The following is a 14,469-nucleotide window of genomic DNA, read 5'->3' on the forward strand; positions in this document are numbered from 1 at the left end:
GCCGCCATGCTGCGCCGGCTGCGCGCCGAACATCCCGGCGTCACCGAGATCGAGACGGACAACGCCGACGACAACGTCCACATGCTCGCCGTCAACCACCGCCTGGGCTTCCACACCTACCGGCGCACGCACGAGTTCCAGCTCGACGTGCCCACGCCCTGACCGCCGTACCCGTACCCGCACCTGCACCTGCACCTGCACCTGCACCTGCATCCGCAATCCGCATACGTATCGAAGAAGCGAGAACCGCTTGCGTCAGCTGACCTGCTACATCACCACCACCCTCGACCGGGCCGCCCAGCGGTTCGACACCCTCGTCGGCAAGCGCCACCCCGCCGTCATCGTCGGGTCCGGCATCCCCCTGTTCGACCGCCCCGGCACGTCCACGCACCACGCCCGGACCACCACGCCAACCATCGACACCGGCCTCACCATCACCCACTTCTCCAGGGGGCTCTCATGACCGTCGCCGACGTGGACGCCTCCCGCGACTTCCTGTGCACCCACCTCGGCCACCGCGGCCGGGCAGACCCTGATCCTGCCGCCGAGCCGCCTCCGCCGGATCCACGCCCCGGAACGGGCCGAGGCCCACGTCGCGATGCGTGGCGACGGGGTCGGCTCCGTTCCCGGCACCGAGGGCATACGTGAACTGCCCTGGGCTCGGCAGTCCCACCGGCAACCGCCGGTTTCGCTCACCCGGCCTGTCGTGCGAGGAACTTGTCGATCGCCGTGGCGACTTCCGGGTGGGCGAGGTACTCCTCGATGCTGTGGGCCCGGTCGCTCGCGTTCACCACGGCGTGCTCCTCCGTCAGCTTGCCCCAGACGGGCTCCAGCGGGCAGCCGATGGCCACCGCGTCGGTCGGGCACCAGACGTTGACCCACTCGGCGACGGTCCCGGGGCGTGCGGTGCCCGGCGGGGTGAGCCGGCTGTTGACCGCGTTCATCCCGAGGGGGCTGCCCGCGGTGACGAGGAGGGTGACCTTCATGCCCGGGGGGAGCCGGTCGGCGACGAGGTCCATGCCGACCACCGTGCCCAGGCTGTGGGTCACCAGGACCAACTCGCCGTCGTGCGGGATCTCCTCGAACACACGGTCCAGGACGGCCTCGCGGACCGCCCGATCGCTGAGGTAGGCGTCCACGTCACGGAAGATGTTCGCGATGGCCAGCGCGTCCACGTCGGTCTTGGCCGCCAGCCAGCTCAGGGCGCCCTGGAGGGATCCGACGAGCCTGCTGCCGAGATTTTCCGTGGCCGCCTGCCCGTCCTGCGGCATGCCGGCCAGGACCGCCGCCTCGATGACGAGCTGCTCGTACGTCCCCTCCGCGGACTCGGCGGCGAAGGCCTCCACCGCCGCCGCGGCGGGCGAGTCGGCGTAGGAGGCGGGGAGCGTCTCGTGCTGCCCGATGACTTCGACGATCCGGTCGCCGTAGTACGGGAACCACACGTCCGCCGGGTCGACGGTGGGGAGCCCGGCGCGGGTGAGCCCGTGGTTGAGTCCCCCGGTCCAGCCGCGGCGGAGCAGCTCGGGGTCCTTGCCCTGCTGGCTCCGGCCGTGCAGGAAGACCAGGTGCCGCCGGCCGCCGAAGGCGTCCTTCGGGGCGCGCAGACCGACGTGGGTCCCGGCAGCCGCGGGGACCGGGGCGGCGTCCGCGGCGGCCGCGGCGGCCTCCTGCGGGGTCGGGGCCGGGGTCACGGCCGGCGCGACCGGCGTCTCCACCGGGCCGGCGGCGGCGTCCTGCCGGAGCCCGGATTCGGGACCCATCTCCGCCAGCAGCGCGCGCCGCTGGGGATCCAGCGGCAGCGTGGCGAGGTGCTTGAGGATCGAACTGGTGCGGGCGCCCTCGTTCGAGACGTAGTCGATGGTGTCGTCGCTGTCGACGCCGCCGCGCCAGATCTGGCCGTCCTTGCGCAGGATGCGGCCCTGGGTGTCCGTGTTCGGCACGCCCATGTGGTGCAGCGCCACGACCTCCCACTGGTCGTTGAAGACCGGGGACCCGGAATTGCCGGGCTCGGTGTCGGTCCGGTAGTGGAGGAAGTCGTCGAGCCGCTGTACGAGGGCGTTGTCGCGGAGGGCGATCTCCTTGAGCCGGCCCATGGGATGGCCGATGACGTTCACAGGTTCGTTCTGGACCACTTTGCCCTGCTGGTTGCTGAGCTGGTTCCAGCCGAATCTGGCGCCTGCGAGGCTGCCGTCGGCGGCGGATTCGACCGCCACCAAGGCGTAGTCGAGGTGCTCGTCCGCCGTGAAGAACGTATCGGGGGCCAAGGCGAACCGGACCGCGGCGTCGGGTGCGTTGTCGATGGTGACCTGGGCGTTGAACTCCAGGAAGCAGCGCCGTGCCGTCTCCGCGTCCGGCAGCACGTGGTGGTTGGTCAGCAGCAGCCGGGGGGAGACCAGGAAGCCGGTGCCGTGCGGCCGTTCGAGGCCGCCCCGGAGGATCGAGATCCGGGCGACGGTGGCGGCCGCGCGGGCACCCCGGGGCAGGAAGCTCCACGGCTGGAGATCCTTGGTGAGACCGATGACCCGCTCCAGGGTTTCGGGCACGTCCAGCGCCTCCGCGTGGACGCTCTCCACAGCCGCGGCCGGAGGGACCCCGCCCCGTTCGAGCAGCCGGTTGACCCGCGAGGCGATCCGCTCCGGGGTGTCCGGGTACAGCACCCCGGCCGCCAGCTTCGCCTCGATCTCCTGCCGCTCCGCGGACGCCTCGCGATACCGCCGCGCCGCCGCGGTCCGTTGTTCCTGCTCTTCCCGGGATTCGCCGGAGGGGATCATGTCACTCACCGTTCTGTTCCTGAGGGTGTGCCGACGGGCGTGCCGACAGATTGCCGACGAGGGTGCCGACGCCCTCCAGAAGGCGGACATGCGCCTCGGTGCCGCAACAACAACGGGTGCCGCCACGGCTCCGCCAAGCGGAGCGATGCGCACTCACCCTTCCCGGTCCCCGGGGCGAAGGCGCTGCGGCGCAGAAGATTCCGGGGCGCTGCGCCGGACGGGTGGGGACGGGCGGCCCCGCACCGTGGTGCTCCACGGCCCGGGGATCACCGCGCCGTTCCCCGGGGCGTTCGCCTGTCTGCCCCGCTCCGCACGACAGCGGCCCCGAGCTGGGGCAGCGTCGTGAGGAGTGCACGGAACGAATCCCCTCCGGGAAGAGGCTCGCATGGACGAGGTCGAACAGTACGAACGCTACGCCGGCGGCAGCCCGGAGGCCGAGCGGCTGGTCTTCGAGCGGCTGGCGCGTGAGCTGCTGCGGGTGCAGCTCAAGGTGAAGAGGCGCAGCGGCGCCGCCGCCGTCGACCGGACCTTCCACGCCAAGGCGGTCCTCGGTGTGGAGAACGCCCGGCTGAGGTTCCGCGAGGACCTTCCGGAGGCCCTGCGGGCGGGTTTCGCCCTGCCCGGAGCCGAGTACCCGGTCACGGTCCGGCTGTCCAACGCGAGCGGGGTCCGTCAGCCCGACTTCGCGCCCGATCTGCGCGGGGCGGCGCTGCGCGTCGAGGTGGGCCCCGGTGAGACCCACGATCTGCTGATGACGAGCTTCCCGGTCTCCCACGCCCGCGACGCGCGCGAGTTCGTCGCCTTCGCCAAGGCCATGGCAGGTGCCGACTCGCGGCTGCGCAAGGGATACGCCCTGTTCGTCAAGCTGCCCCTGGCGGTCGGCCTGCCCACGGCCACCCGGATGCGGCGCAACATCGTCGCGGGAACCAGGCGCACGGTGCGCAGCCTGGCCCTGGAGACGTACTGGAGCCGCGGCGCGATCCTGTGGGGTGACCGCGGACCGGTGCGGTACCAGCTGCGGCCCGCCGCGGACGCCCCGGCGGCCCCGGAGGCGTCGCGCACCGATCCCGACTACCTGCGGCGCGAGCTCTCCCAGCGGCTGCGCCGGACGGACGTCGTCTTCGAGCTGTGCGTGCAGCGCTACGTGGACGCCCTGCGCACGCCCGTCGAGGACGGTGCGGCCGAGTGGAAGGAGGGTGACGCGCCCCTCGTGCCGGTGGCCACGCTGACCATCCCGTGCCAGGACATCCACACCGCCGAGGCCCGCGCCGGCGCGGCGCGGGTCGACCTGCTGGCGTTCAACCCGTGGCACACCTCGGAGGGGTTCCGCCCCCTGGGCAACCTCAACCGTGCCCGCAAGGCCGCCTACGAGGCGAGCAGCGCCCACCGGCTGGGCCGGCGCTTCATGACGGTCGAGCCGCGGCGCAACGAGCTGCTCGGGGCACCGCTGCGGGCCGGCTTCCGCACGGTCAACCGCTTCGTCCCGTGGCACCGGCTGCCCACCCCGCTCGGTCTGCTCAACCTGATGGCCTTCCGGCAGACGCTGCGGCGGCACAACCTCATCGACACCGAGGTCCACGAAGCTCCGCCCGAGGCCGGCCCGGTGGAGGCACCGCCCGACGAGGAGCTGCTGGTCAGGCGCAGTTACGACGGCTCGTACAACGATCTGTCGGCGCCGCGGATGGGCGCGGTCGGGGCGACGTTCGGCCGGACCATGCCACCCGTCTACCGCCCGGACCGGTTCGACACGCCCAACCCGGTGACCGTGAGCCGGGAACTGCTCCGGCGTGAGGCGTTCATCCCCGCGACCTCGCTGAACATCATCGCCGCCGCGTGGATCCAGTTCCAGGTGCACGACTGGGTCAAGCACAAGAGGCTTCCGGTGGCCACCCGGAGCGTCGAGGTGCCGCTGCCACCCGGCGACACCTGGCAGAACACCCCGGGCGGACCGCGCGAGGCGGTGATGCGCTTCGGCGCGGACGAGGCGGTGCCCACGCCCGATGGACGGCCGCCGATCGTGTTCGCCGGCGACGTGTCGCACTGGTGGGACGGCTCGGAGGTCTACGGCGGTGACCGGTCCGCCGCGATGTCGCTGCGTGAGCCCGACGGCGGCGCCGGCCTGCGGCTGGAGGAGGGACACCTGCCGAACGGCTCGAACGGCTTCCCGCTCACCGGGTTCACCGACAACTGGTGGCTCGGCCTGAGCGCCATGCACACCCTCTTCGCCCGCGAGCACAACGCGGTGTGCGAAGCCCTGCGGCACGAGTATCCGCGCATGGCCGAGGACCGGATCTACCACACGGCCCGGCTGATCGTGTCCGCCCTGATCGCGAAGATCCACACGGTCGAGTGGACCCCCGCGATCCTCGCCACCGAGACGCTCGACATCGGCATGAAGACCAACTGGCAGGGGCCGCCGAAGAACTGGCTCGACCAGCTGGGCGTCTGGCTGCTGGAGGCGAACGGGCGCCACGGCATCCCGAAGACCCTGCCCGACCACCACGGTGCCCCGTACTCCCTCACGGAGGAGTTCGTCACCGTCTACCGGATGCACCCGCTGCTGCCCGACGACTACGAGCTCGTCGACCACCGGTTCGGCCGCCGGCTCGACACCCTGGACTTCACCGCCCTCCAGGGCGCGGCCACGGAGCCGCTGATCCGCAAGACCGGGTTGGTGAACACCTTGTACTCGCTGGGCATCGCCCACCCGGGGGCGATCACCCTGCACAACTTCCCGCGCGCCCTGCAGGCGTTCCAGCGGGACGGTGAGGTGATCGACCTCTCGGTGGTCGACCTGGTGCGCACCCGGCGCCGCGGCGTCCCGCGCTACAACGACTTCCGGGCCGGCCTGCACAAGCCGCGGATCCGGCGCTTCGAGGACCTCTCCTGCGATCCGGAGACGGTCGCACGGCTGCGGGACGTCTACCGCTCGGTGGACGACATCGACACCATGGTGGGGCTCTTCGCCGAGAATCCGCCCGCGGGCTTCGGCTTCAGCGACACCGCTTTCCGCGTGTTCATCCTGATGGCCAGCCGACGCCTGCAGAGCGACCGCTTCCTCACGGTCGACTTCCGGCCGGAGGTCTACACGCCGCTGGGCATGGACTGGATCGAGCGGGGCGGCATGACGAGCGTCATCCTGCGGCACTGCCCCGAGCTGGCGGGCATCCTGCCGCGCGGGGCGAGCGCGTTCGCACCCTGGCGCCCGGTCGCACCGGTCCGGAACGGCAGCGGCCGCGGCTGAGCGGGAGAGGGCCATGTCCACATCCGAGAACGCGAGCCACCCCGGCCTGGAGGACCTGCTGTCCCGTCCCCTGTGGCAGACGCTCTTCGAGCGGCGCACCCACCGGGTCAGCAGGGGCGCGTCCGTGCCGGCCGGATCGATGAGCTACGACTCGCCGCACCGGCCGCAGCCGCTGGGCGAGCTCGAGGAAGCGGTGCTCATCGCCCTCACCGGCTCCTCGGGCCTCACCATGCCCGACCGGCCCTTCGAGGACCCCCGCGACCACCAGCCGATCATGGCCAAGCCGAACCTGAACATGACGGGCCGGACCGCGGGCAGCCCCGACAACGCGCAGGCCACCCACTTCTTCATGATCAACGACACGGGCACCTACTACCTGAGGAAACTGCCGCCCGACCCGGACCGTGCCTTCGGCCCCGAGACCCTGATCGAACGCGCACGCCTCTCGAAGGTGCGGGTGCTGGACCACCGCCTGGACGTCGCCGGGGGGATGCGCGACTTCCCGGCGTACCTGGACTCCAACCGGTTCCTGTCCAACCTCCCCGGCACCACCCTCTTCCTGCCGGTGGTCGACCTCTCCCACCAGTACATCAACGCCCTGATGTACCTGCTCACCCAGCCCGAGGGGGCCCGGCCCACCCTCGTCGACGACCGCAACTTCTACCGCCCGGCCGGGGTACGGAAATGGGTGCGCAGCGGCTTCCTCAACCCCGCCGTCAAGCTGCCGCTCGGTTCCCTGGGGCCGATGCGCACCCAGATCGAGGCCGACCTGCTGCTGCAGAACATGATGCTGGCCGCGGACGCCATGGGACTGGGCGCCTGGATCCACGCGTCGATCAGCCCCCAGATCATGCTGGGCGACCCGAAGTTCTCGCGCGCGTACGGCCGCATGCTGGGCTTCGACTTCGCCACGCCGCGGTTCCGCCCCGCCGACATCCTGCGCTGGCAGGTACCGCTGCCGAAGTACGCCGGGCTGCGCTCCCACCCGGTGGGACTGCGGGCCGGCGGGGAACACCTGATCAAGAGCGCCTGCCCGCCCAACTACCCGTCGATGCGCGAAGCCGTGGACGCCGTCGTCCGCGCCAAGTTCGGGGAGCGGGGCATCTACACCGACAAGGACCTCTTCGCCCGCATCTACAAGGACGACTACGCGCAGCGGTACCTCACCGAGGCCAGTGAGTACGACCGCCAGGTGGTCGAATGCGCGCGGGACGTGTGCGTGTACATCCACGAGACCCACGGGCGCTTCCCGGCACACACCGACGCCATCCACGTACCGGGCATCTGGCTGCAGGCCCACCACGTCGAGTCCGAGTACTACGAGCGCTTCTTCCGGAACGGCCTGACCGGCGCCCACCGCCGGCACGCGGTGCGCTGGCACGGATGAGGCGACGAGGCCATGAGGCGATGAGGCGATGAGGGAGATCCGGTGAGAGTCTACGAAGCCGTCGTCAAGGGGCTGGAAGGCATCGGCGTACGGGCGGCCTTCGGCGGTGCCGGGGAGAACGCGGCGGGTCTGATGCTGGCACTGAAGCATTCGCAGCTGATCCGGCCGATCATCACCCGGCACGAGCAGGCCGCGTCGTTCATGGCCTGCGGATACGCCATGTACACGGGCCAACTGGGCTTCTGCTTCGCGACCGCCGGGCCGGGCGCGTTCAACCTGTTCTCGGGGCTCGCCGTGGCCATGTCCGACTCCTATCCGGTCCTCGCGGTCTCGGGGTACGCGAACATGCGGTGGCGCGGATGGGGTTCGCTCAACGAGACCTCGGGGCTGAACCGCACGCCCGATTCCCAGGCCATGTTCGCGGCCACCACCAAGAAGTCCTTCCTGCTCACCGATATCGCCGACACCTGCGACGTCCTCGAGGAAGCGGTCAACACCGCTTTCGAGGGAAGGCCCGGCCCCGTGCACATCCACGTGCCCGAGGACCTGACCCACCGCGGCGTCGAAGTCACCGACTTCCGGCCGCTGAGGCTCGACGTGAAGCCGGTCCTGCCGGATCCGGCACGCGTGGCGGAGATCGCGGCGGTCCTGGCGGACGCCCTGGCACGGCGCAAGCGCATCGTGGCGCTCGTCGGATTCGGTGCGGTGCGCAGCGGGGCGGGCCCGGAGATCCAGCGGCTGATCGAGCGGTTCCAGATCCCGCTGCTCACCACCTTGGACGGCAAGGGCATCGTGTCGGAGGGGCACCCGCTCGCGGTGGGCGTCTTCGCCGACAGCGGCCATTCCAGTGCGTGGAAGGCCTTCCGTGAAGCCGACGTCGTGCTGTGCGTGGGCAATTCCCTCAACCAGCACGCCACGTTCAACTACCGCGCGGACCTGTTCGAGAACAAGCTGCTCATCCATGTGAACATCTCCGAGGGCGAGTTCCACAAGGCCTACCGGCCCGACCACACCCTGTTGTCCGATGCACGTCCCGCCGTGGCCGCCCTGGCCGACGAGCTGGAGCGGCTGGTCGGCGAGGTACCGGCGGTCGAGGTCGACGGCCGGGACTACGAGGCCCGCAGGATCCACCACCTGCCGGGGAAGATCCACCCAGGCGAACTCGCGCAGTCCATCGGGCGCATGCTGCCGCCCAGGGGTGTGCTGCTCGCGGACGCGGGCGCCCATCTCGCGTGGCTCGGGTACTACGTGGAGCTCGAACAGGGGCAGAACTTCCGCAAGGCGGGCTCCTTCGGGCCGATGGCCGGGCACGTCAACGGAGCCATCGGCCTGAAGGTCGCCCACCCGGACCGGACCGTCGTCGTCGGGTGCGGCGACGGCTGCTACTCGCTGTCCGGGTTCGAGCTGATGACCGCCGTCGAGCACGAGATCCCCGTCATCTGGGTCATCTTCAACGACGGGGAGTTCAAGCTGATCAAGCTCTTCCAGCTGGTGACGTACGCCGAATCCGGTCTGGTCGAGTTCCGGAACCCGGACTTCGCCGCGTACGCCCGCGCGTGCGGCGCGGACGGGTACCGGGTGGAGACGCTGGAGGAGTTCGAGGAGGCGTTCCGCGCGGCCCTGGCCTCCGGCCGGCCCTCGCTCATCGACGCGAGGATCACGCGCTGGGCCGTGCCGCACTACAGCCCGTCGCCGGACGGTGTGATCGACGGTCTCGTCGAGACCGTCGAAGCACGCTTGCGGGACTGACGGCGCACCCGGATGCACGGCCGCTTCCCGCAACGCCGCTCCCTGAGCGGCGGGGCTCGTATCCGCCGTCCGGCAGGTCGCAGCGACCTGCCGGACGGCATCCCCGTGTGTCTCCTCGAAGACAGGAACTGCGGCCCGGCTTCGCCCTGGGGGCGGGGGCGCCTACGATGCCGGTATGGATCAGCAGGCGAGGCGCGCGATGAGGCCCCTCGTGCTGCGCTCCTTCCTCCTGCTGGTCCTGGCCGTGCTGGTGGGCCTCGTGGCCATGCACGGCCTGGGGCCGGGCGGCGTCGCGGCCTCCGCCGCCGCACCCGGGTGCGCGGCCGCCCACGGGACGGCCGTCGCGCACGGCACGCCCGCCGCCGGCGAGCACGCGATGCGGCACGACCGGGCCGTACGGGCCGATGAGCCGGCCGGCGACGGAAGCGGCGGGCACATCCAGCACGCGGATGCGACCTGCGCCGCCACGGGTACGGCGGGCGCGCCCGTCCTGCCCTCACCGGCCGCCGCAGGGGGCGGCGTCGCGGCGGTGCCGGTCCTCGGTCCCGGGATCGACATCACCGGTGCGGTCGGCGGACGCGCGCCACCGTCACTGAGCGCATTGCAACTCCTGCGCATATAGGCCGGCCCGAGCACTCGGACCGGTCCCTACCCCGGCACGCCCCGATGCGCGCGTGCCCTCACCGCAGGAGCAGCACCATGACCAGCAAGCGTTCCCTGATCCGCCGCGCCACGGGCGTGGCCGCGGCCGCCACCGCCGCACTCGTCCTCGCCGCCTGCGGCGGCGATGGCGACGGCTCCGGCCCGGCACAGGCCGAGCACGGCTCCTCCCCCTCGCCGTCCGCCTCCGCGCCGGGCCGGCAGGGCGACCACAACGCCGCCGACACCGTCTTCGCCCAGGGGATGATCCCCCACCACCGGCAGGCCGTCGAGATGGCCGGCCTCGCCGCGGCCCGCGCGGAGTCCGCCGAGGTGAAGAAGCTCGCGGAGGAGGTCAGGAAGGCCCAGGACCCGGAGATCAGGACCCTCTCCGGCTGGCTGGCCTCCTGGGGCGAGAAGATCCCGGCCGCGGGCGGGGACCACGGCGGACACGACATGTCCGGCATGATGGCCGCCGAGGAGATGCAGCAGCTCTCGGCCTCCTCCGGCAAGGCGTTCGACACCGCCTTCCTCCAGATGATGGTCAGGCACCACGAAGGCGCCGTCGCCATGGCGAGGACCGAGCAGAGCGACGGCGCGTACGGGCCCGCCAAGGACATGGCGGCAGCGATCGTCACCTCGCAGAGCGCGGAGATCGCCCGTATGAACACCCTCCTCGGCAAGAGCTGACCGGCTCGGCCGCTCCCGTGCGGGCAGCCGGCCCGGCTGCCCGCACCCTGGCCGCTGCCTCCGCACGCCTCCACAGGGTGATTTCAGGACCCGATCTCGAACTCTGGCGCTCGCAGGCTCTTGAGGCACGCGGTCTTCGGCGCGGCCGGGTCGTCGAAGAACGAGACGGTGATCTCCTGGGCGCACTTCGAGGTCGCGAACACCACGTGCGGCTCGTACGGGACCGTGACGACCTTGGCCTTGGGCAGCGTCCGGGCGACGTACGGTCCGTTGTCCGCCCCGGTCTGGGAGTCGAACCCGCCCGACAGGGCGAGGGTCGGGATGTCACCGTGCGTGACGTCCCGGATCGAGGGCGACGCCGGGGGGACGTTCCAGGCGTCGCAGTCCGGGCGGAGGAAGGTGAGCTGCGGAGCCTGCTCCTGTACCGGGCGGGGGAACGTCGGGAAGGCTTCCTGCCCGCCCCGGAGTGCCTCCTCCTGGCTCTCGTACGGGGTCCACTCGCTGCAGAAGACGCCGTAGACCAGTCCGTGCGCGACCCTGCCCATGGCCTGGGGGCTCAGCTTGCCGCCCGCCCACTGCTGGGCGATCCGCTGCGGCTTGCCGTGCGCCAGCTCGTCGAGCGCGGCGGGCACCTGGGGCGCCACGTGGGTGGCGGAGGTCATCCAGTTCACCAGGGCTCCGCCGTCCAGGACGACCTTCACCGGCTTGTCGCTGCCGGGGAGGGTGACGGTGGTGGTGACCGGCTTGGCTTCGAGCTCGCGGACGAGGCGGTCGAAGGTGGCCGACAGGTTCGGATAGCGCTTGTTGCACGCCGGCTGCTCCGCGCAGGCCTTGAACAGGCCGTCGAAGCCCTGCCGGGCGCTGCTCCAGGTCGCTGCCGACCCGGACGTGGAGGGCGGCAGGATGCCGTCGATGCCCACCGAGCGGAGTCCCTCGGGGTGCAGGCGCATGTAGACCAGCGCCAGGTGGGTGCCGTAGGAGATCCCGAACAGGTTCCACTGCTTGATGTCCAGCGCCTTGCGCAGGTCCTCGTAGTCGGCGGCGCTCTCGGTGTCGTTGTAGGCGCCGAGGTCGATCCCGCGGGCCGCCAGTTTGTCGCGACAGGCCTTCGTGGCCTCGACGTGCAGGCGTTCGGTTGAGGGAGCGTCGTAGACGAGACCGACGGAGCGTGCGTTGAACTCGTCGATGTTGGGGCACAGGAGGTCCGGGTCGGCCGAGTACGTACCGCGCTGGGACATGAAGATGACGTCACGGTCGCGGTTCAGGCCGCCGTCGATCGCCATCTTCGCCTCCCCCACGGCGTCGTCGCCGGGTCCGCCGGCGAGCCACACGATGGGGTCGGGTTTCGGCTCGGCGGTCGCGGCGGGCACGATCGCGACGCCGAGGTCGATGGTCCGGCCGTTCGGTTCGGCGCGGTTCTCGGGCACGGTGAGCGTTCCGCAGCGGGCCTCGTCGAGCGCCTCGATCGGTTCCGGCGTCTTCGGGCAGGGGCCTGGTTCGAAGCGGGCGTCGCCCACCGTCCGGGCGACGGTGCCGATGGGCGCGTCGGGGCCGGCGCTGGTGTCGGTGCGGGACTGCGCCTGGGCGGGCGCCGCGAGCAGGCCGGTGACGAGGATGCCGGTCACCATGCCGGCCGAGGTGGCCAGGAGCCGTCGTGCGGTGCGGCGCCGACGGGGCGCGGGGTGGAGTGCCATGTGCCCTCCCGGTCAGTTCGGGACGATCGTGAACGGTTCGGGCTCGCGGCCGGGTTTCCCGTCGCCGAGTTCGGCTGCGCCGTGCGCAGATCGGCGAAGTCGGCGGCGTTCTCGGTGGTGTTGTCGCTTGTGTGGTCGGAACGCTCCCTCTCGACGCTACCGGTCGGGCCGTACGCGCGCACGCGGAGCGATCAGCGGCCCGCGGTGGCCGGGGCGAGGCCGCCGATGGGCTGCTCCGTCCAGATGGTCTTGCCGGTGCTGGTGAACCGGCAGCCCCAGCGATCGGTGAGCTGGGCCACGAGGAACAAGCCCCGCCCGCCCTCGTCCGTTTCCCGGGCACGTCGCAGGCGTGGCTGGGTGCTGCTGGGGTCGGACACCTCGCAGACCAGCACCCGGTCGCGGATCAGCCGGAGCCCGACCGGTCCCCGGGCGTAGCGGATCGCGTTCGTGACGAGCTCGCTGGCGACGAGTTCGGTCACGAAGCCCAGGTCGTCCAACTGCCAGTCGGACAGCTGGCCCACCACCAGTTCGCGCGCGTGCGCGACGAGCGAGAGGTCGGCTTCGAGTTCCCACTCGGCGACCTGGTCGGACGAGAGGGCGTTGAGGCGGGCCAGCAGCAAGGCGGCGTCATCGACGGGTTCTTGCGGCCGCACCCCGTCGAAAACGGTCCGGCTGAGCTCGTCGAGCGGCAGCCTCGGGTCGGCTCCGGCGAACGAGTCCCGCAACCGCTCCATCCCCTCGTCGATGTCGCCGCCCCGGCTCTCCACGAGTCCGTCCGTGAAGAACGCGAGCATGCTGCCGGGACGTACGCCGAACTCCGTCACCTCGAACGGCACTCCGCCCACCCCCAGCGGCGGCCCCGGCGTCACCCCGAGGAAGACCGGCTCCCCGTCCGGCGGCAGCAGGACCGGCGGCGGATGTCCCGCGGCGGCTGCGGCGCACCGGCCCGCCACCGGGTCGTAGACGGCGTACAGGCACGTCGCTCCCAGCACCGCCGGCTCCGAGCGCTCCGAGCGGGACTCGCCGGCCATCTGCTCCTCGGAGAAGCCGAGTACCAGGTCGTCGAGATGGGTGAGGAGCTCGCCCGGATCGAGGTCGAGGTCGGCGAGGGTCTGCACCGCGGTCCGCAGTCGCGCCATGGCCGCGGTGGCATCGAGGCCATGGCCGACGACATCCCCGACGACGAACGCGACGCGCAGCGACGGCAGGGGGATCACGTCGAACCAGTCTCCGCCGACGCCCAGCCCACCGCCCCCCGGCTGGTAGACGCCCACCGTTTCGGCGGCGGCGGAGTCCAGGGCCGAGCGCGGCAGCAGGCTCCGCTGCAGGGTCACCACCGACCGGTGTTCCCTGGTGTAGCGGCGCGCGTTGTCCACGCCGAGTGCGGCCCTGGAGACGACGTCATGCAGCAGTGCGGCGTCCTCCTCGCCGAACGCGGAAGGCAGCTGGCTGCGCCAGACCGTGACGCAGCCGAGTATCAGGCCTCGCGCGTAGAGCGGCATGGCCACGGAGGAGTGCGCTCCGCTCGGGACGAACAGCGGCAGGGCCTTCGGATCCACGCCGAGCTTCGCGTGCAGGAGGGCGACGTCCGGCACCAGCACGGGCAGCCCCTGCATGAGGGGACGCATCAACGTACTGTCCGCCACGGGAGGAAGCGCCTCCCCCACCGCCAGGAGGTCCTCGGCGGATATCTCCGGGCTCTGCGCGGCTGCGGTCCGGCGCAGGCGGACGTCGCCGCTGGTGTCGAAGCGCGGGGGCTCGTCGCCGACCAGCACGTTCTCGGCGATGTCCACGGTGGCCAGGTCGGCGAAATCGGGGACGAGCAGATCCACCAGGGTCTCGGCCATCTCGATCACGTCCAGGGAGCTGCCGAGGCCCTCGGCGGCGGCCTGGGAGAGTGCCGTCCGGCGCCTGCGCGCATCCCGCTCGGCCGCCTCCTCCGCCGTTTCCGCCGGGGTGAGCAGGACGAGCCACTGCGTGTCCGCGCCGGAGTCTCCCGGAGTGCGAGCCGCGAGCCGGACGACCGTGCAGACCAGCGGTACCTCCGGGCCCGCATGACCGCCACCCGGAACGGGCATCGGGTGCCCGGCCGGTCCCGCATCCGTTCCGGCGCGCGCCAGCATCCCCAGCAGGGGCACACACGTCCGGCCCGGCGAGCATTCCAGCAGCGTCGCGGCCCGCTCGGAACGGGCGATGACCACGCCTTCGTCGTCCAGGACGACCGCTGCCGTGCCGCCGGCGGAGGCCGGGACCGTCCCCGGGCCGCGCTGCTCCGGTTCACGCATGTCGCCTCCA

9 protein-coding genes are annotated in these 14,469 nt (G+C 71.7%); 6 read left to right on the forward strand and 3 right to left on the reverse strand.

The window, feature by feature from the left end; translation table 11 throughout:
• Nucleotides 1-250 precede the first annotated feature (250 nt).
• A complete protein-coding gene (locus ACZ573_RS27680; RefSeq protein ID WP_471308877.1) occupies nt 251-463 on the forward strand; it encodes a hypothetical protein in 213 nt (70 codons plus the stop codon).
• A gap of 229 nt (nt 464-692) precedes the next feature.
• Here ACZ573_RS27680 and ACZ573_RS27685 read toward each other — a convergent pair whose 3' ends face one another.
• The gene (locus ACZ573_RS27685; RefSeq protein ID WP_471309381.1) at nt 693-2,771 is read right to left on the reverse strand and encodes a trypsin-like serine peptidase; all 2,079 of its coding nucleotides are present in this window, start codon (nt 2,769-2,771) and stop codon (nt 693-695) included.
• Between the two features lie 385 nt (nt 2,772-3,156).
• Between ACZ573_RS27685 and ACZ573_RS27690 the strand changes: the two genes are divergently transcribed.
• The 5 genes from ACZ573_RS27690 (at nt 3,157) to ACZ573_RS27710 (ending at nt 10,480) form a co-directional block, all read left to right on the forward strand.
• The gene (locus tag ACZ573_RS27690; RefSeq protein ID WP_471308880.1) at nt 3,157-6,015 is read left to right on the forward strand and encodes a peroxidase family protein; all 2,859 of its coding nucleotides are present in this window, start codon (nt 3,157-3,159) and stop codon (nt 6,013-6,015) included.
• A gap of 13 nt (nt 6,016-6,028) precedes the next feature.
• Nucleotides 6,029-7,402 carry a hypothetical protein gene (locus ACZ573_RS27695; RefSeq protein WP_471308883.1) on the forward strand — a complete coding sequence of 458 codons (1,374 nt, stop codon included), beginning with the start codon at nt 6,029-6,031 and terminating at the stop codon, nt 7,400-7,402.
• A 42-nt stretch (nt 7,403-7,444) separates the two neighbouring features.
• Nucleotides 7,445-9,151, forward strand: coding sequence for a thiamine pyrophosphate-binding protein (locus ACZ573_RS27700; protein ID WP_471308886.1), 1,707 nt, complete (start codon nt 7,445-7,447; stop codon nt 9,149-9,151).
• 175 nt (nt 9,152-9,326) lie between these two features.
• Entirely contained in the window at nt 9,327-9,773 is a 447-nt protein-coding gene (locus ACZ573_RS27705) for a DUF6153 family protein (RefSeq protein WP_471308888.1), read from the forward strand.
• Between the two features lie 77 nt (nt 9,774-9,850).
• A complete protein-coding gene (locus ACZ573_RS27710) occupies nt 9,851-10,480 on the forward strand; it encodes a DUF305 domain-containing protein (RefSeq protein WP_471308891.1) in 630 nt (209 codons plus the stop codon).
• An 83-nt stretch (nt 10,481-10,563) separates the two neighbouring features.
• Here the strand turns inward: ACZ573_RS27710 and ACZ573_RS27715 are convergent, their stop codons facing one another.
• Both ACZ573_RS27715 and ACZ573_RS27720 read right to left on the reverse strand, forming a co-directional pair.
• On the reverse strand, nt 10,564-12,174 hold the full coding sequence (locus ACZ573_RS27715) for an alpha/beta fold hydrolase (RefSeq protein ID WP_471308894.1): 1,611 nt from the start codon (nt 12,172-12,174) through the stop codon (nt 10,564-10,566).
• 191 nt (nt 12,175-12,365) lie between these two features.
• On the reverse strand, nt 12,366-14,459 hold the full coding sequence (locus ACZ573_RS27720; protein ID WP_471308897.1) for an ATP-binding SpoIIE family protein phosphatase: 2,094 nt from the start codon (nt 14,457-14,459) through the stop codon (nt 12,366-12,368).
• Nucleotides 14,460-14,469: the final 10 nt, after the last annotated feature.

This window comes from Streptomyces sp. NPDC040545 (assembly GCF_055595065.1).